This window comes from Winogradskya humida, from assembly GCF_016862215.1.
Taxonomy (GTDB): domain Bacteria; phylum Actinomycetota; class Actinomycetes; order Mycobacteriales; family Micromonosporaceae; genus Actinoplanes; species Actinoplanes humidus.
In genome coordinates, this window is the sequence record NZ_BOMN01000101.1 from 22,242 (window position 1) to 38,869 (window position 16,628).

At 70.9% G+C, this 16,628-nt stretch carries 15 protein-coding genes; 6 read left to right on the plus strand and 9 right to left on the minus strand.

Translation table 11 applies throughout. From position 1 onward, the window contains the following. Nucleotides 1-27: 27 nt before the first annotated feature. Nucleotides 28-1,374 carry an efflux RND transporter periplasmic adaptor subunit gene (locus Ahu01nite_RS35130; protein ID WP_203841032.1) on the minus strand — a complete coding sequence of 449 codons (1,347 nt, stop codon included), beginning with the start codon at nucleotides 1,372-1,374 and terminating at the stop codon, nucleotides 28-30. Nucleotides 1,375-1,541: 167 nt separating this feature from the next. Here Ahu01nite_RS35130 and Ahu01nite_RS35135 point away from each other — a divergent pair, with 167 nt between their 5' ends. Further along, nucleotides 1,542-2,171, plus strand: coding sequence for a hypothetical protein (locus tag Ahu01nite_RS35135; protein ID WP_239159389.1), 630 nt, complete (start codon nucleotides 1,542-1,544; stop codon nucleotides 2,169-2,171). Between the two features lie 165 nt (nucleotides 2,172-2,336). Here Ahu01nite_RS35135 and Ahu01nite_RS35140 read toward each other — a convergent pair whose 3' ends face one another. Next, on the minus strand, nucleotides 2,337-2,786 hold the full coding sequence (locus Ahu01nite_RS35140) for a hypothetical protein (protein ID WP_203841033.1): 450 nt from the start codon (nucleotides 2,784-2,786) through the stop codon (nucleotides 2,337-2,339). Between the two features lie 186 nt (nucleotides 2,787-2,972). On the opposite strand from Ahu01nite_RS35140, the gene Ahu01nite_RS35145 reads away from it, so the two are divergent. Genes Ahu01nite_RS35145 through Ahu01nite_RS35160 form a run of 4 tightly spaced genes read left to right on the plus strand, consistent with a single transcriptional unit; the run spans nucleotide 2,973 to nucleotide 9,118 of the window. Then, nucleotides 2,973-4,253 (plus strand): hypothetical protein, encoded by a 1,281-nt coding sequence (locus Ahu01nite_RS35145; RefSeq protein WP_203841034.1) that lies wholly within the window; start codon nucleotides 2,973-2,975, stop codon nucleotides 4,251-4,253. Between the two features lie 15 nt (nucleotides 4,254-4,268). Further along, complete coding sequence (locus Ahu01nite_RS35150; protein WP_203841035.1) at nucleotides 4,269-4,802, plus strand: NUDIX hydrolase; 534 nt, start codon at nucleotides 4,269-4,271, stop codon at nucleotides 4,800-4,802. Nucleotides 4,803-4,850: 48 nt separating this feature from the next. Then, nucleotides 4,851-7,271: a glycoside hydrolase family 3 C-terminal domain-containing protein gene (locus tag Ahu01nite_RS35155; RefSeq protein WP_203841036.1), complete on the plus strand. Its 2,421-nt coding sequence runs from the start codon at nucleotides 4,851-4,853 to the stop codon at nucleotides 7,269-7,271. Nucleotides 7,272-7,318: 47 nt separating this feature from the next. Then, complete coding sequence (locus tag Ahu01nite_RS35160) at nucleotides 7,319-9,118, plus strand: L-lactate permease (RefSeq protein ID WP_307794652.1); 1,800 nt, start codon at nucleotides 7,319-7,321, stop codon at nucleotides 9,116-9,118. Here the strand turns inward: Ahu01nite_RS35160 and Ahu01nite_RS35165 are convergent. The 4 genes from Ahu01nite_RS35165 to Ahu01nite_RS35180 all read right to left on the minus strand — a co-directional run bounded on the left by Ahu01nite_RS35165 (nucleotide 9,044) and on the right by Ahu01nite_RS35180 (nucleotide 12,577). Next, nucleotides 9,044-9,457 (minus strand): hypothetical protein, encoded by a 414-nt coding sequence (locus Ahu01nite_RS35165; RefSeq protein WP_203841038.1) that lies wholly within the window; start codon nucleotides 9,455-9,457, stop codon nucleotides 9,044-9,046. The genes Ahu01nite_RS35160 and Ahu01nite_RS35165 overlap by 75 nt on opposite strands. A gap of 16 nt (nucleotides 9,458-9,473) precedes the next feature. Then, on the minus strand, nucleotides 9,474-9,827 hold the full coding sequence (locus Ahu01nite_RS35170; protein ID WP_203841039.1) for a GNAT family N-acetyltransferase: 354 nt from the start codon (nucleotides 9,825-9,827) through the stop codon (nucleotides 9,474-9,476). 198 nt (nucleotides 9,828-10,025) lie between these two features. Further along, nucleotides 10,026-10,493, minus strand: coding sequence for a hypothetical protein (locus Ahu01nite_RS35175; RefSeq protein ID WP_203841040.1), 468 nt, complete (start codon nucleotides 10,491-10,493; stop codon nucleotides 10,026-10,028). A gap of 839 nt (nucleotides 10,494-11,332) precedes the next feature. Next, entirely contained in the window at nucleotides 11,333-12,577 is a 1,245-nt protein-coding gene (locus tag Ahu01nite_RS35180; protein WP_203841041.1) for an MFS transporter, read from the minus strand. 47 nt (nucleotides 12,578-12,624) lie between these two features. Between Ahu01nite_RS35180 and Ahu01nite_RS35185 the strand changes: the two genes are divergently transcribed. Next, nucleotides 12,625-13,719 (plus strand): ROK family transcriptional regulator, encoded by a 1,095-nt coding sequence (locus Ahu01nite_RS35185; protein WP_203841042.1) that lies wholly within the window; start codon nucleotides 12,625-12,627, stop codon nucleotides 13,717-13,719. Nucleotides 13,720-14,075: 356 nt separating this feature from the next. On the opposite strand, the gene Ahu01nite_RS35190 is transcribed toward Ahu01nite_RS35185, so the two are convergent. The 3 genes from Ahu01nite_RS35190 to Ahu01nite_RS35200 form a co-directional block, all read right to left on the minus strand. Further along, a complete protein-coding gene (locus tag Ahu01nite_RS35190; RefSeq protein ID WP_203841043.1) occupies nucleotides 14,076-14,645 on the minus strand; it encodes a histidine phosphatase family protein in 570 nt (189 codons plus the stop codon). A 221-nt stretch (nucleotides 14,646-14,866) separates the two neighbouring features. Beyond that, nucleotides 14,867-15,472 (minus strand): FMN reductase, encoded by a 606-nt coding sequence (locus tag Ahu01nite_RS35195; protein WP_203841044.1) that lies wholly within the window; start codon nucleotides 15,470-15,472, stop codon nucleotides 14,867-14,869. Then, the gene (locus Ahu01nite_RS35200; protein WP_203841045.1) at nucleotides 15,469-16,563 is read right to left on the minus strand and encodes an LLM class flavin-dependent oxidoreductase; all 1,095 of its coding nucleotides are present in this window, start codon (nucleotides 16,561-16,563) and stop codon (nucleotides 15,469-15,471) included. The genes Ahu01nite_RS35195 and Ahu01nite_RS35200 overlap by 4 nt, the downstream gene beginning before the upstream one ends. Nucleotides 16,564-16,628: the final 65 nt, after the last annotated feature.

Consider the following 16,628-nt stretch of genomic DNA (forward strand, 5'->3'; position numbering starts at 1 on the left):
CATGAATTGCGTGAGAGCCCGCTGAGGTCACCACGATCGGACCACTGCCTCGCCCTCGGTGAGCCCGGACTTGATCTCCGTGTACTGGTCCCCGCGCAGCCCGATAACGACCTTGACCTGAGCCCCGTCGCGCAGCACAGTTCCGCTGTCCCCGGCCACGTCGTGCACGGCGGTGCTCGGCACCCGCAGGACGTCCTGCGCCGAACCGGTGGTCACCCGCACCGAAGCGCTCTGCCCGACGAGCAGATCCTTGGGGGCGTCGTCGAAGGAGAGCACTACGCCATAGCGGACCAGCGTGCCGTCGCTCGTCCCGATCGGGTCGACCTGGACCACGGTGGCGCCGAGGGTGTCGCCCGCCCGGTCCGCGAGCCCGATGGTGGCCTTCTGGCGCACGGCGAGCCGGTCCGCGTCGGCCTCCGGGAAGTCCGCGCTGACCTGCATGTCGTAGACGTCGGCCAGGGCGATGAACGTGGAACCGCTGCTCACCTGGCTGCCGACCTTGCCGGAGACCGAAAGGATCCGGCCGGCGATCGGCGCGGTGATCGTGGTGCCGTCGAGGTTGTCCTCGGCGTTCTCCAGGGCCACCTCGGCCTGGTTCACCCGCTGCTGCGCGCTGAGCACCGCGTCGCCGCCGCTGCCCTGTCCCCCACCCTGCTGCCCGCCGCTGGTGTTCCCGCCGCCGGTGCTCCCGCCGCCGGTGCTCCCGCCGCCAGTGGTGGTGGTGCAGTTCTGGTTCGACTTCGTGGTGGGGGCCGCCCCGCCGCCGCGTGCCGGATTCGTGGTTCTTGCCGGCGCCTTCGTCGGCGCCTTGGTGGTGGGCTTGGTGGTCACCGCCGGGGTCGGGGACGTGCTGGTCCGGCTCGGCGTCGGGCTCGCGGTGGCGCTGCTGCTCGCGCTGGGCGCCGGATCCGCGTACGCCGCCGGGGCGACACACCCGGTCGTCGACGTCGTCGGCGTGGACGTCGCCTCGGCCGCGGCGTCCTGAGCCTCGGTCAGCGCGTCCTGCGCGTCGGCGAGGGTGTCCTGAGCCTCGTCGACCGTGGTAGCGGCGTCGTCGTCACCGATACTGGCCAGATCCTGACCGGCGGTGACGACCGTGCCTGCGCGCACCTTCACGCTCTCCACGGTCCCGGCGACGGTGAACGACAGGTTGCGCGTCTGCGCCGGCTGCAACGTCCCGGTCGTGGCGACCTCCGAGGTCACCGCACCCTTGTCCACCGCCACCGTCGTCGCGGCGGCCACCGGTTTCTCATCCGCGTCGGCGGTCAGCGCCCACACCACTCCCGCGACGAGCACCAGCACCACGACCACACCGGCCGTCAGCCACACCCATCGCCGGTTTCCCCCGCGCCAGGCGGCCATACCGATACCCATGTCGGCAGAGTGTTCCGGCCCGGCCTCGCCGTGGGCTCGGTCCCGCCTGGGAGTTACCTCGGAAGCTCCGGCCGCCGCTCATAGCTAATTCCGAGGGTCGTCCCACGTAGCGAGGAGGTGGGCGGTCTTCTCTGGACCGTCGTGTCCGCGTACCCAAGGAGAGACCCGTGCCGCTGAACAAAAGAATGACCCCGCGCCGCCTCGCGGGCCTGTTCGTCGCTTCCGCGGCGCTGCTCGTCACCGCGGCGTGCGGCGGCGGATCGGACTCCTCGTCCACCGACGCATCCGGCGGCGGTAACGGCAACGGTGCCAACGGGTTCGCCGCCTACCAGAGCTGTCTGAGCCAGAACGGCGTCACCATCACGATGCCGTCCGGCATGGCCCGCAACGGCGGAGCGTCGCGCGGTGCCTTCCCGTCCGGTGGTCCCCAGGGTGGCGGCTTCCCGTCGGGTATGCCGCGGCCCTCCGGCAGCGCGGGCGCCGGTGGCCAGCGTGGTGGCGGCTTCCCGGGTGGCGGGGGCGGCTTCCAGAAGCCCGAGGGCGTCGACGACGCGACCTGGGCAAAGGCGCAGACCGCGTGCGCGTCGGTGCGGCCCAGCGGCCGGGCGGGCGGCGGCAACGGAAACGGCCAGGGCCGGGGCAACGGCATGAGCGCCGCCTACCGCACGTGCCTGACGGACCACGGTGTGACCCTCGGTGAGGGCACGCCGCTGAACACCACGGACGCCACCACCAAGAAGGCGGTCGAGGCCTGCAAGGCCCTCGCCCCGACGCCCAGCGCGTCGCCGACCCCCTGACCCACCGCCCTCCGCACGAGCTGATGCCGGCGCTCCCACGGGCGCCGGCATCTTTTTGTTCCGGACGACTGGATCTCGGGGCCCAGGCGATCTCGGGGCCCAGGCGATCTCGGGGCCCAGGCGATCTCGGGGCCCAGGCGATCTCGGGACTAGGCGGTCTCGGGACTAGGCGATCTCGAGGTTCATCCAGCGGTCGGTGAGCTGGCGGCGGCGGCAGGCGACGAGGTGACCGGCGAGGATCGCGGGCTGGCCGCCGCGCACGCAGACGTCCGCGCCGGCGGACAGGACGCCGGCGACCAGCTCGGCCGCAGCGTCGTCGTCGAGCAGGGCCACGATCCTGGTCCGGCGCGGCAGGACGGCCCGCGCACCCACGACGTCGAGCACCTTCGCGCCGCTGACCAGGACGATGTCGTCGGCGCGGATGTCGTCGAGCCCGGCCGCGTGCCGCACCGACCACCCGCTCGGCAGGTGCGCGCCGAGCCCGGCGACCCGCCCGTGATAGCCCAGCACGGCGACGACCGGATCGGGCCGCGGTGTGTTGACGTCGGCCTTCCCGGTCACGTGGTTGGGCGCGAACGCCTCGTTCTGATCGGTGCGATTCAGCTGCACAAGCATCTCGGACTCCCCCAAGCCGTGTCCCGTTCCCAACACCCCCTACCTTTCGCCACCAGCCTTGGGGCTGCGTGTGCAAAACCTGTGGGTCCCATGACAAACGGGAACCCCCTCGCACACGTTGACCGCAGCCGATACCTTGGGTGACGACCCGACCACACAGCTGGGGGCGACACGTCTGGGGGCGGCATGGTGCGGTCCGCGTATTTCGGCGCCCTGGACCCCGTCGGGTTCGCGCCCGCCGCCACCCAGGTCGACCGCCGCATCGTCGAGGCCGCCGGCGTACTGATGATCCACATGCTGGCCGGTGGGGTGACGCCGATCCTCTCCCCCGCGCAGGCATTCGACGGGCCGCTCGTGCTCGGCGCGGTGCAGCGCTACGACGACGAGACCCTTGCCGTGCTCGGCCTGCTGCGCCGCGGCGCTATCCAGGTGCGCATCGTCGACAACCCGCTGCTGCGCGACACCACTGACCCGGCCGACCGGTTCAGCCTGCTCAACGCGTTCGGCTCGGCGCTGCTGCGCGACGACTTCGAATTCTCGTCCTGGCCCGAGCTGCACGAGCACCCGGAGCTACGCCGGGAACTGGCCGCCCAGCTCGCCCGGGACGTGCCCGGCGTGGACGGCATCGCCGACGGGCCTCTGCGCCAGCGCCTCGCCGCGCTGGTGGAGATCGACCGGGCCCTGCGCGACGCCGGGCTGCCGATGCGCGTGACGGCACCGCCCGGCGACGGTCTCGCTGCCCGCGTGCAGGCCGGCCTCGAGACACTCCCCGAAGATCCGGTCGTCGTCGCGCTGCTCTCCCGCGTACGGTCGGATCCCTCGTCCTTGCGGACCCGCAGCCAGTGGCGCAGCCTGATCCGGACCCTGGAGCCCGGCCCGGAAGCCGTCGCGAAGCTGAACGGGCTCGTGAACATCTCCTACAACGGCCTGGTCCGGGCCACGCTCGGCGCCGAGGGCCTGAACACCGACGCCCCCGACTACGAGACGGCGATCCTCGCGGCCAAGAACGGCATGGGCCTGGCGCTCAGCGCCAAGACCGCCGAGCTGGTCGACGACCGGGCGCTGAGCGGCTGGCTGACCTGGCAGGAGGTACGCCGCCTACGTGACGAGCTGCTCGAGATCACCTCCGCGGACGGGCGCATCCGCTACCTGATCAGCCGGCACGCCGAGCACTCCCTGGAGATCGCCCGCGCCACGAACACCGGGACCAGCATGTGGGCGCATGTGAAGGCCGCACCGCTCAACATCGGCGGGAGCCTGCTCGGCGGCGGGGTGGGCGTGCTGACCGGCGACCCGGCCCTGGTGCTCGCCGGTGCCGGAGCGGGAGCGGCCCTGGCCAGCGTCGCGAACTACCTGACCGACGTGTTCCGCGAACGCGAGGCCGTGCGCCATGCCGCGGCGCGCGCGGGGGAACTGTCCGACCGCTGGTCGCCGTCGCTCGTATCGGACACGATGGACTATCGCTGACCCCGGGAGGGCCGCATGATCCGTACGCTGCGCGAACGCCGCGTCTACGAGAACAGGTTCGTCACCGTCTACGACGACGACGTGGCGTTCGCGGACGATTCCCGGGGCCGTTACCTGCGCATCGTCGAGTCCGAGGGGCGGCCGGGAGTGGCGATGCTGGCCTCGCACGCGGGCCGGTTCGCGCAGGTGCTCACCTACCGTTACCCGACGCGGTCGTGGGAGTGGGGCATTCCGCGCGGGTTCGCCGCCGGCGTTCCGCTCTACTCGGCGGAGCTGGAGCTCAAGGAGGAGCTCGGGGCGGCGCCCGACACGCTCGAAGCGATCGGCGCGGTGACCCCCAACTCGGGACTGCTGGCCTCGACCGTGCACCTGTTCCACGCCACCTACTCGGAGTTGCCCGGCGCGCCGGACGGCACCCGGGAGGTCGCGGACGTCCGCTGGCTGACCGCCGCCGAGCTGATGGCGGGCATCGCCGCCGGCGAGATCACCGACTCGTTCACCCACTGCGCCCTGCTGAGCGCCCTGGCCCGCGGGATCATCGGCCGCTGAGGGGGTGTCGGTCCCGGCGCCGCTCCCGCGACCAGCGAAGATCATCGGGTGAAGTCGTCGGAGAGTGCGGGTCGCGGTGCGCTTGTCCGGTCGTTGCTGCTGCCGGAGAAGGTCACGCTGCTGACCGGCGCCTCGGCGTTCACGCTGGCCTCGCGGGAGTCGATCGGACTGCGCGAGGTGCGGGTCTCCGACGGTCCGGCCGGGGTACGGGGTGCCACGTTCAGCGGCGGGCCGACCGCTGTGCTGCTGCCCAACCCGACGCTGCTCGCGGCGTTCTGGGACGAGGACGCGGCGGCCGAGGCGGGCCGGATCCTCGCCGAGGAGGCCCTCGCCCGCGGGGTGCACGTGGTGCTCGGGCCCACCGTCAACCTGCCGCGCTCGCCGCTGGGCGGGCGGCTCTTCGAGGCGTACTCCGAGGATCCGCTGCTCACCGGGAAGCTGGCCGCTGCCGCCGTCCGCGCGATGCAGGACCTCGGTGTCGGTGCCGCCCTCAAGCATCTGGTCGCCAACGACAGCGAGACCGCGCGCAACACCATGAGCAGTGAGCTGGACGAGGCGACGCTGCGTGAGGTGGCGCTGCTGCCGTTCGAGATCGTGGTCGCCGATGCGGACCCGTGGGCGATGGTGGCGGCCTACAACCGGGTGAACGGTACGCCCGCCACCGAGCATCGTGAGCTGATCACCGGCATCGTCAAGGGCGAATGGGGCTACCGGGGGCTGGTCATGTCCGACTGGTTCGCGGCCCGCTCGGCCGGCCCGGCCGCGAACGCCGGGCTGGACCTCGTCATGCCCGGGCCGCGCGGGCCGTGGGGCGAGGCGCTGGTCGCCGCGGTGGAGTCCGGCGAGGTCGGTGAGGCGGTGATCGACGACCATCTCGGGCGGTTGCTGCTGCTCGCCGCGCGGGTGGGCGCGCTCAAGGAAGGCACTCGCAGCGACCACCGTGGCCCGGCGCCGGACAGTGCTGCGCGGCGGGCTCAGCTGACGCGGCTGGCGGCGCAGGGGATGACGGTGCTGGTCAATGAGAACGGGACGTTGCCGCTCGATCGGGCGCGGACCGTTGCGGTGATCGGGCGGCATGCGGTGGAGACGATCGGCATGGGCGGGGGGTCGGCGCATGTCACCCCGCCCTACCAGGTCAGTGTCGCCGACGGGCTGCGTGGTGCGCTGGGTGATCGGGTCACCGTGGTCGACGGGGTCGAGGTTCGGAGCAGGCCGGTGCCCGCGCGCAGTGGGTTTCTCGAGGACGGGGAAACCGGCACTTCGGGCGTACGCGTGAAGCTGCTCTCCGAAAGCGGCACCGAGCTGGAGCGGCGGCACGCGGCCGACGCCACCACCACGGCCGGCCTCGACGAACGCTACGCCGAGCCGGTCGCCACCGTGGTCCTGTCCGCCGTGATCACCCGGTCCGGCGCGGCCGAGCTCGGTGTGCTCGGCTCCGGCGACTGGACCGTCCGGATCGGTGACAGCGAGTCATCGTTCTCGCTGTCGACCACGGGGCGTAACTTCGGCGAGGAACTCGTTGTGCCGCCCCTGTCCACGGGGGTGCACACGGTGACGGCGGGCACGACGTTCGAGGCGTCCGTGCGGCTGGGCTCGGGAACCGACGCGTTCAGCGCCGCGGGCCTGTTCGGCCTGATCGGACGGCCGGCCCGGCGGGAAACCGTCGACGTGATCGACGACGCGGTCCGCGCGGCGGCTGACGCGGATGTCGCCGTCGTAGTGGTCGGGCTGACCGAGGAGCAGGAGACCGAGGGCGTCGACAAGAGCACGCTGCACCTGCCCGGAGCACAGGACGCGCTGGTCGAGGCCGTTGCGGGAGCCGCGCGGCGGACGATCGTCGTGGTCAACGCGGCCAGCCCGGTGATCATGCCGTGGCGTACCCGGGTCGACGCCGTTCTCTGGGCCGGGCTGCCCGGTCAGGAGGCGGGTCATGCGATCGCCGCGGCGCTGCTCGGGGACATCGAACCGGCAGGGCGGCTCGTGACGACGTTCCCGGATTCGGACGGGGGATCACCCGCGTGGTCGGTCACCCCGGTGGACGGTGTGCTCGCCTACTCCGAGGGGCGGTTCGCGGGGTATCGGGGGCATGACGCGGGGCTGGCTCCGGCGCCGGCCTTCTGGTTCGGGCACGGGCTGGGCTACACCACCTGGGACTATTCTTTCGCTGAGGTCGTTGCCGGCACGCCGCCGTCGGTGGCCGTGACAGTCACCAACACGGGGGCGCGCCCCGGCCGCGAGGTGGTGCAGGTCTACTTCAGACCGGACGACACGGCTCATCCCGTACGCCTCATGGGCTGGTCCGCCGTTTCCCTGCCCGCCGGCGGGTCCGCCCGGGTGACCGTCCCCACCGATCCGCGCATGTGGCGGGCCTGGGCCGGGACCTGGGTGCCACTGGGCTCCGGCGAGCTGATCGTGGCGCGCGGCCTCGGCGACGTCCGCGCCGTAGTAGGTTTCCTCTCGGCTACATAACGGTTACATTGCCTTCCAGGACTCATCGAAGAACCTGGATGGCAGCCATGTCCGACCAGTTCACGATCGTGACCGACCCCATCGCCGATTCCGTCGGGCTCTCGGCGCTGTTCGCGGTGCTCCCCCTGCTCACGCTCTTCCTGCTGCTCGGCGCGCTCCGGATGCGCGCCTGGCTGGCCGGGGTGATCTCACTCGTGGTCGCGCTGATCGTCGCGATCGCCGTCTACACGATGCCGGTCGGGCAGGCCCTGCTGTCGGCGAGCGAGGGCGCCGCGTTCGGCTTCTTCCCCATCCTCTGGATCGTCATCAACGCCATCTGGGTCTACAACCTGACCGTCGCGAGCGGGCATTTCGACGTCCTGCGCCGCTCCATGGAACGGGTCAGCCCGGACATGCGCATCCAGGCCATCATCGTGGCGTTCTGCTTCGGCGCGCTGCTCGAAGCCCTGGCCGGATTCGGTACGCCGGTAGCTGTCACCGTGGTCATGTTGATGGCGCTGGGGTTTCCTCCGCTGCGGGCGGCGACGGTGGCTCTGATCGCCAACACCGCGCCGGTGGCGTTCGGTGCGCTGGCCACGCCGATCGTCACCCTCGGGACGGTCACCTCGGGCGCCAGCGATGACCCCCGGCTGAACACCGACATGCTCGGCGCCATGGTCGGGCGGCAGACTCCGTTGCTCGCGGTGGTCGTACCCCTGGTGCTGGTCGCGGTGATCGACGGGCGCCGCGGCGTTCGGCAGACCTGGCCTGCTGCGCTGGTGGCGGGCGTTGTCTTCGCCGTGGGGCAGTTCGTCGCGTCGAACTACATCTCGGTTCCGCTCACGGACATCATCGCGGCGTTGCTGGCCGCGGCGGCTGTGGTCCTGCTCCTGCGCTTCTGGCACCCGATCGAATCCCCCGACCTCGCTGTCCCTCCCCCGGCGCCCGCATCATCCAGCTCGGGGCCTTCCGCTCCCCGGCCGTCCACTCCCGTACCTTCCGCTTCTGGACCGCCCGCTTCTGGACCCTCCGGCTCGGGGTCCTCCGGCTCGGGGTCCTCCGGCTCGGGGCCGTCCGGCTCGGGGTCCTCCGGCTCGGTTACCGCGGTGCGGGATACTCGGGTCGAGGTTGCGCGGGCCTATGCGCCGTACCTGATCATCATCGCGATCTTCTCCGTCGCGAACATCGGCGTGGTGAAAGCAGCCCTCGCCAAGGAACCCTGGACGGTCGCGTTCGGCTGGCCGGGCCTGCACGTCTTCGGTGCCAACGGAAAGCCCCTCGCGTCGACCACATTCACGCTGGGCTGGCTGTCCGCCGCCGGGACCCTGATGATCCTCGCGGGCATCCTCACCGCTCTGGTGCTCCGGGTCCGCCCCGGCCGGGCTGTGCGCGCCTACGCGGCGACCTACGCCGAGCTCCGCCACGCGATCGTGACGGTGATGGCGGTGCTGGCGCTGGCTTACGTACTGAATCAAAGTGGCCAGACCACCACCCTGGGCCAGGCCCTTGCAGAAACCGGTGGTGCCTTCGTCTTCCTGGCCTCGATCCTCGGCTGGATCGGCGTGGCGGTGACCGGCTCGGACACCTCGGCCAACGCCCTGTTCGGCGCCCTGCAGGTCCAGACGGCGACCAAGGCGGGCCTCGACCCGCTCCTGCTCGCGGCGGCCAACTCCTCCGGCGGCGTCCTCGGCAAAATGATCAGCCCCCAGAACCTCGCCATCGCCGCCTCCGCAGTCGGCATGGCCGGCAAGGAGGGCGACATCTTCCGCCGCGTGGTCGGCTGGAGCCTCCTGCTACTGCTCGTGATGTGCATCCTTGTGGCGTTGCAGGGAACCCCCGTCCTCGGCTGGATGGTCCCCGCCGCCTGACTCCAGGATTCCGGCCTGGCGCTTCAGGTCTGCCGCGATATCGTCCCAGTCCGGGCCGTACGTCCACAGATTCAACGCTGCCTCCCGCATCAGCTCCGGCTCACCGGGCCGCTGCAACACCACCAGCCGGTACGCCAGATTACGCACCCACACCGGCAGATACCCCTCCAGCTGGTTCGGCGACAACTCCCGCAGCATCGCCAGGATGGCGTCCGCATCAGCAAAAGTCAGTGCCTCGATGAAATAGTGCGGATCGTGGTTCGCGGCGCACGGGACCGCATCCGGCTGAAACTCATCGCCGTACACGCACCGGGCGTGCTCGGTCAGGCTGCTGTGCATACCGGGACCCCATCTCTCAGAGGTCGAGGACGCCGACGGTCTGGCCGTGGCTGACTTCCCCGGTCGCCCGGAAACCCAGCCTGAGATAGAACCCCTCCGGCCCACCCGTACCCTGAGCATCCGCGGCGATGTTCAACCGCCACAGCCCGGACCGGCGACCACCATCGCTCCAGGGAATGCCGATGAAGGCCATCACAAAACCCACCACCCGGTCGCCGTCGCAGATCAGGCGCGGCCATGCGAAATCCGGGAAAACGTACGCCTCCGCGAGCGACTTCACCACCGGCGCAACAAGATCCTCCTGCCCCGGAGCCACCGCGATGTCCAGCGCCGCCTCATAATTCTCCGGCGTGATCATCTCAAGACGCATGGAACGCACTGTATTGAGCCCTCGACCGGCGCGCGACGAGATTTGCCCGCGGTTCCCGCCTCCCCCGGCTTCCGTGAGGGGACAGGGGCGCCGCGCCCCGCCCGCCGCTATCCGGTCCGGCCAACCACCAAGGACGCCGTCACGATCCCGCTCAGTCCGTGACCGCGGGCGTCCGGCTGCGTGCCGCACGATCCATCATCAATAGTGCGCGAGAATCTGGGCGACAGGATGCCCGAGCAGGCTCGCCACCTCGGTGAGTTCTGCGCCGTCGAGCTCATACCCGGCCCGCGTGGCATTCATGGCGCACACCTCGAAGCGGGCGAACCCCACCGGCCAGTCGTAGCGATGCGAGTCCAGAGCGGCGACGGCCCCACAGCACGGCACCTCGAAGTCGAGGCTGTCGAAGGCCTCGCCCTGCTCCTCGATCAGGTCGAAGAACCAGCCCACCCCGATGTCCGCACCGCACTGCGAGCAGAACACCCGGGTGGTGTTCTCCCCGGCATCGACCAGCGTGACCTGGTCATAGAACTCCGCCTCGACCTCTTCGACGTCATCCTGCGGCCCCGAGAACAGACCCGCCACGTACCTCACCGCCGCAGCAGCAGCATCGGGATCCGGCTGCCATTGCCTGTCCGTCGGAATCAACCGGATGTATTGATCACTCACCCGCGCCAGCATGCCGCCCCCATGATCATGATCAAGTGTGCAGATGCACTCACCGCGGCCACCGGGGCTCGCCTTCGGCCCTGCGGGGTGCGCGGTTCAGCGGCGACGGGGACCCCTGGGAAAAGGCGCGCCAGTGGCCGGACCTTCACCTCCGTGCAGGCCAGGCGACGAAGGACAGAGCCGGGGCGGCGGCCGGGCCCCACGAGCACGACGCGGGGTGGCCCCGGCCCCAGGCCCCGGGTCAGGCCAGCCCCCACAAACAACGCGCAGGCGGGCTTGCCCCCAGGACAAAGCCTCAGGCAGGTCAGGTCCCACCACCAAGGCGCGGGGTGAGCCCGGCCCCAAGGACTGACAAAGCCCGGGGTGAGGTCACGCCCCCACGAACGAGGCGGGTCGGGTACACCCCAAGGACCGAGCCTGGGGTCAGGCCAGGCCCCACGAAGCCGGGCGCAGCCAAGACCCCGGAACAAAGCTCGGGGCAGGACGCTCTCCACTACAAGGTCCGGCGGCAGGTCATATCGCACCAAGCCCGGGAGCGCAGACGAGACCCCCGGACGCAGCCGGGGAAGGCCAGGCACCAAGAACGAAGCGCGGGGGCAGGCCAAACACCAAGAGCAAAGCGCGGGCGCAAGCCAAACACCAACAACGAAACGCGGGCGCAAGCCAGACACCAACAACGAAACGCGGGCGCAAGCCAGACACCAACGAAACGCGGGCGCGGGCGCGGGCCAGACACCAAGAGCAAAGCGCGGGCGTGGCCGGATACCAAGAGCGAAACGCTGGCGCGGGCCAGACACCCTGCGGAGAGTGCCTGGGGGTGGGTTGGAGCTTGCGGTGGGTTATTGGAGGGCGGGGAGGGGTTTATCGGGGGTGGAGTCCGGGTGGGGGTGGGGTTTGGGGTCCAGGGCGAAGCTGGTGGCGGCTAGGGCCAGGCCGATTATGGCTAGGGCTACGCCGACCCAGGCTGGGGCGAGGTAGCCGAAGCCTCGGGCGATGACCAGGCCGCCGAGGGCTGCGCCGAGGCTGTTGGCGATGTTCATGGCGGACTGGTTGAGGGCGGCGCCCATGAGCTGGGCTTTGGGGGCGACGGTGATCAGGCGGGCCTGCATGGTGGGGCCGAGGAAGAGGCTGGTGGCGCCGATCAGGAAGGCTCCGGTGAAGAGGCCGATCGTGGTGGAGGCGGCCAGGCCGAAGAAGATCGTGGCGGCGATGACGGCGGGGAAACCGATCAGCATGGCGCGGCGCAGGTCGCGGTCGGCGAACCAGCCGCCGAGGGCGTTGCCGACCGTCATGCCGAGGCCGACGGCGACCAGGACCCAGGGGACGGTGCCCGAGGAGAGGCCGGTGACGTCCGTGGTGATCGGGGCGATGTAGCTGTCCACGGCGAAGAAGCCCGCGAAGCCGATAGCCGCCGTTGCCGCGACGAGCCAGACCTGGGGGCGTCGCAGTGCTTCGAGCTCGTTGCGCGGGGAGCCGCCCTCGGCTGCCTTCACCTCGGGGACGGTCAGGGCGACGGCGAGCAGGGTGAGCAGGAAGACGCCGGCGATGACCAGGTAGGCCACGCGCCAGTCCGTCGCCTGGCCGAGTTTGGTGATGAGGGGGACGCCGACCACGTTGGCCGCGGTCAGGCCGCTCAGCACCGCCGCGAAGCCGCGGGCCTCGTTGCCGGGGCCCATCAGGGTCGCCGCGAGCAGGCCGGCCGCGCCGAAGTAGGCGCCGTGCGGCAGTGCCGCGACGAACCGGGCGACGAGAACGAGACCGAACGTGGGGGCGACCGCCGAGCCGATCGTGCCGGCCACGAACAGGACCAGGAGGCCCAGGACCAGCTTCTTGCGGGGCACGCGTGCGGTCAGCGCGGCGATCAGCGGGGCGCCGACGACGACACCCAGCGCATATGCCGTGATCATCCAGCCTGCTTTGGCCACCGCGTCGGTGGAGGAGGCGGCGTAGTCGTCGGGGAGCAGACCGCGGGCGATGTCGGGGAGCAGCCCCATGGCGACGAACTCGGTCAGGCCGACTGCCACACCGCCGAAGGCGAGGGCGAGCAGGGCTGTCCAGCGGTGACGGGGGCTGAGATGTTCCACGGGGACGACTTTAGCAACGCTGTTGCGTTAGGGGGTAGTGTGATCCTATGCACCGCATCGCCGCGGACCTGACCTTCCTCCGGGACTACAACGAAGCCCTGGTCATGGCCCTTGCCCGCACCTGGCGCACGTTTGAGCGCAACACCGTCTCGGACGCGACCGGGCTGACCCCGCAGGCCGTCTCCAAGGTTCTCGCCCGGCTCGTCGAGGAGGGTGTGGTCGCGCCCGCGGGGGTGCGCCGGCCCGCGATCGGCAAGCCCGCCGGCGTCTACGAGCTGGTCCCCCACAGTCGCTATGCGATCGGGGCGCACGTGTCACGGCGTACGGTGCGGATGGTCTTGGTTGATCTTGCGGGGACCGTGCTGTGGTCGAGGGTGATGCCGCTGCCGGCCGATTTCACGCCGGGGGATCTGCTCGACGGGATGGCCGGGCTGATCGACAAGGTGCGCGCGGAGCATGCGATCGACGGGCGGCTGACCGGGGTCGGCATCGGGATGATCGGGCCGCTGGACCACGCGGCCGGCACCGTTCGCGACGCGCACAGGATGCGGCATTGGCACGATATCCCGCTGGGGGCTTTCGCCGAGGATGTGCTCGGCCTGCCGGTTCACCTCGACAAGGACGTGACCGCGGGGGTGACGGCGGAGGCCTGGCGGCGCGGCGCGGCCTTCCGGGACGCCGCGCTGATCATGGTGGAGTCGGGCGTGGGGGCGGGGCTGTGGCTGGGCGGCGCGGCGCATCGGGGCTCGCACACGAATGCCGGCGAGTTCGGGCACACGGTTGTCGCGCTGGACGGGCCGCGGTGTGCGTGCGGGCGGCGTGGGTGCATCGAGGCGGTGCACGACGCGGCTGTTGAGGCCGGTGATGTGGCGCGGGCCGCGGAGGTGCTCGGGGTCGGCGTGGTCAATCTGTTGCAGACGCTCGATCTGGAGCATGTGGTGCTGGCGGGGGCGGATCTGCTGCGGCACGCGAAGGTCTACCGGGACGCGGTTGAGGAGGCTGTCCGCACTCAGGTGCCGCGGGCGGACTGGCTGACGGTGGAGGTGACGCTGTCCAGTTTGGGTGAGGATGTGATCGCGGCAGGGGCGGCGATGCAGGTGCTCGACGCGCGCTACGGCATTCCGGGGCTCGCGCCGCTCTGACCCGCCGCTGGCGGGCTGGCAGGACAGGGCCCTTGCAACGGCCGCCCGGCACGGGCCGCGGGCCACGGACGGCAGGCCACGGACGGCAGGCCACGGACGGCAGGCCACGGACGGCAAACACGGGCGGCAAACACGGGCGGCAAACACGGGCGGCAAGCCGTAGGGCACCGACCGGCGGGCGGCAGGCCGTAAGGGACGGGCCGCGGAAGGTAGCGCGTTGAACGGTCGCGGCGCGGGCGCCGGGGTGGGTCCGGCTAGCAGAGTGGCCGGCCACCGATGTCCCGCGAGGGAAGATCCTGGCTGTGGAACGGCAGCCGGCCGGCCCCGGGAAGAGGGACCGGCCTGCGGGAGAGCGCTCAGGAAGCGGCGTTCCAGGTGTCGATGGCGGGTTCGCCGTGGTCGAAGCCCAGGGTGGACAGCGTGGCGGTGTCGAGGCGGAAGAGGGCTCCGCCGGCCGGGGGGAGGCCGATCCAGCGGGCGCCGGCGACCCGGAGGCTGTGGCCGTGGGCGATCAGGGCGACGTCGCCCTGGTCGAGGAAGGTGCGGGCGTGGGCCAGGACCTTGTCGAGGCGGTCGGCGACCTGGGACGGGGATTCGCCGCCGGGGGCGCCGTCGGTCCAGAGTTTCCAGGTCGGGTCGGTCTCGTGGATGGTTGCCGAGGTGATGCCCTCGTAGTCGCCGTAGTTCCATTCGGCGAGGTTCTCGGTGGTCTCGGTGACCGTGAGGCCGGCCAGCTCGGCTGTGCGCAGGGCCCGCTTGCGCGGGCTGGAGATCACCGCTGCGAACGTGCGGCCCTGCAACCGCTTGCCGGCCTCGCGGGCCTGCTGTTCGCCGGTCTCGGTCAGGTCCAGATCGGTGTACGAGGTGTGGCGCCCGTTGGCGCTCCACTCGGTCTGGCCATGCCGGATGAGCACGATCTCACCCATGGTGTCCCCCTGTCGTCCCGTTATTTCTACCCCGCTCGGAGCACGCGCGAAGCGAGACGAACGTCATGCATGTTGATCTTGCCACGCCCGGGCAGGCCGATCCGGGCCCGAGTCTGCCGACCCAGGGCGGGCCGAGCCAAGCCGACCCGGCCAGGCCAGGCCAGGCCTACCCAAGCCAGGCCGACCCAAGCCAGGCCGGGGCGGGGCGGGGCGGGGCCGGCTCAGGCGCCGAGCAGGTCGGCGAAGGACGCGGTGAGTGCGAACGGGTCGGTGACCACGGCGGGTTCGCGCCGGGAGATCTCCCTGGCCAGTTCGCCCGCGGCGCGGTTGACCCGGCTGTGGAGAAGGTCTTCGGAGCCACCCCAGTCGTCGGTGGCGGCGAAGACGGATGTCGGCATGGTCACAGCCCGCAGGTACGCGAACATGGGCCGCAACGCGTGCTCCAGGGCCAGCGAGTGCCGCGCCGTGCCGCCGGTGGCCGCGATCAGCACCGGCTTGTCGGCCAGCGTGTCCTTGTCGAGGATGTCGAAAAACGATTTGAACAGCCCGCTGAAGGAGGCGTTGAACACCGGGGTCACCGCGATGATCCCGTCGGCAGCCGAGACCGCGTCGATCACGTCCTTGAGCGCCGCCGGCGGGAAGCCGGTCAGCATATGGTTCATGAGGTCGTGCGCTACGTCACGGAGCTCGACGACGCGCACGGTCAGGTCGACGCCGAGGGAGGCGGCCTGGTCCACCGCCGCCGCGGACAGGCGGTCCGCGAGCAGGCGGGTGGACGACGGCTGGCTCAGCCCCGCCGAGATGACGACGAGAGAGCGCTGGTTCATGCGACCGAGACCTCCGAGGAAGACTTAGCGGCGAGCAGGGATGCGTGGGTGGGGGCGTCCGGCACGTGGGCCGGCTTGAGGTTGGCGAACTCCTTGCGGAGCACCGGGACGACCTCGGAGCCGAGCAGGTCGAGCTGCTCGAGGACGGTCTTCAGCGGCAGGCCGGCGTGGTCCATGAGGAAGAGCTGGCGCTGATAGTCGCCGACGTAATCGCGGAAGCCGAGCGTACGGTCGATGACTTCCTGGGGGCTGCCGACCGTGAGGGGCGTCTCCCGGGTGAAGTCCTCCATAGCCGGGCCGTGGCCGTAGACGGGGGCGTTGTCGAAGTAGGGGCGGAACTGCTTGACCGCGTCCTGGCTGTTCTTGGCCATGAAGACCTGACCGCCGAGGCCGACGATGGCGGTGTCCGGGTCGCCGTGGCCGTAGTGCGCCCAGCGCTCGCGGTAGAGGGCGATCATCCGCTGGGTGTGCGACGCCGGCCAGAAGATGTGGTTGGCGAAGAAGCCGTCACCGTAGAACGCGGCCTGCTCGGCGATCTCGGGGCTGCGGATCGAGCCGTGCCAGACGAACGGCGGGATCTCGTCGAGCGGGCGCGGGGTGGAGGTGAAGGACTGCAGCGGCGTGCGGTACTTGCCCTTCCAGTCGACGGTGTGCTCGCGCCAGAGCTTGTGGAGCAGGGCGTAGTTCTCGATGGCGAGGGGGATCCCCGCGCGGATGTCCTTGCCGAACCAGGGGTAGACCGGCCCGGTGTTGCCGCGGCCCAGGGTCAGGTCGACGCGGCCGTCCGCCAGGTGCTGCAGCATGGCGAAGTCCTCGGCGATCTTGACCGGGTCGTTCGTCGTGATCAGCGTGGTCGCCGTGCTGAGCTGCAGCGTCGAGGTCTGCGCGGCGATGTAGGCGAGGGTCGTCGTGGGCGACGAGGAGAAGAACGGCTCGTTGTGATGTTCGCCGAGGGCGAAGACGTCGAGCCCCACCTCCTCCGCGTGCTTGGCAATGGTGACGATGTCCTTGATGCGCTCGGCCTCGGTCGGCGTGTGACCGGTGGTCGGGTCGGTGGTGATGTCGCTGACGCTGAAGATCCCGAACTGCATGACCCGCTCCTGGCTTTCCCGCCGGGACCCCTCGTCCCGATCTGACCCGCACAACCTCTTTGCTT

Excerpts from the sequence above, each read along its gene's own strand:
- Ahu01nite_RS35130 (WP_203841032.1), bottom strand. The coding sequence starts at position 1,374 with ATGGGTATCGGTATGGCCGCCTGGCGCGGGGGAAACCGGCGATGGGTG.
- Ahu01nite_RS35140 (WP_203841033.1), bottom strand. The coding sequence starts at position 2,786 with ATGCTTGTGCAGCTGAATCGCACCGATCAGAACGAGGCGTTCGCGCCC.
- Ahu01nite_RS35145 (WP_203841034.1), top strand. The coding sequence starts at position 2,973 with ATGGTGCGGTCCGCGTATTTCGGCGCCCTGGACCCCGTCGGGTTCGCG.
- Ahu01nite_RS35150 (WP_203841035.1), top strand. The coding sequence starts at position 4,269 with ATGATCCGTACGCTGCGCGAACGCCGCGTCTACGAGAACAGGTTCGTC.
- Ahu01nite_RS35160 (WP_307794652.1), top strand. The coding sequence starts at position 7,319 with ATGTCCGACCAGTTCACGATCGTGACCGACCCCATCGCCGATTCCGTC.
- Ahu01nite_RS35165 (WP_203841038.1), bottom strand. The coding sequence starts at position 9,457 with ATGCACAGCAGCCTGACCGAGCACGCCCGGTGCGTGTACGGCGATGAG.
- Ahu01nite_RS35170 (WP_203841039.1), bottom strand. The coding sequence starts at position 9,827 with ATGCGTCTTGAGATGATCACGCCGGAGAATTATGAGGCGGCGCTGGAC.
- Ahu01nite_RS35185 (WP_203841042.1), top strand. The coding sequence starts at position 12,625 with ATGCACCGCATCGCCGCGGACCTGACCTTCCTCCGGGACTACAACGAA.
- Ahu01nite_RS35190 (WP_203841043.1), bottom strand. The coding sequence starts at position 14,645 with ATGGGTGAGATCGTGCTCATCCGGCATGGCCAGACCGAGTGGAGCGCC.
- Ahu01nite_RS35195 (WP_203841044.1), bottom strand. The coding sequence starts at position 15,472 with ATGAACCAGCGCTCTCTCGTCGTCATCTCGGCGGGGCTGAGCCAGCCG.
- Ahu01nite_RS35200 (WP_203841045.1), bottom strand. The coding sequence starts at position 16,563 with ATGCAGTTCGGGATCTTCAGCGTCAGCGACATCACCACCGACCCGACC.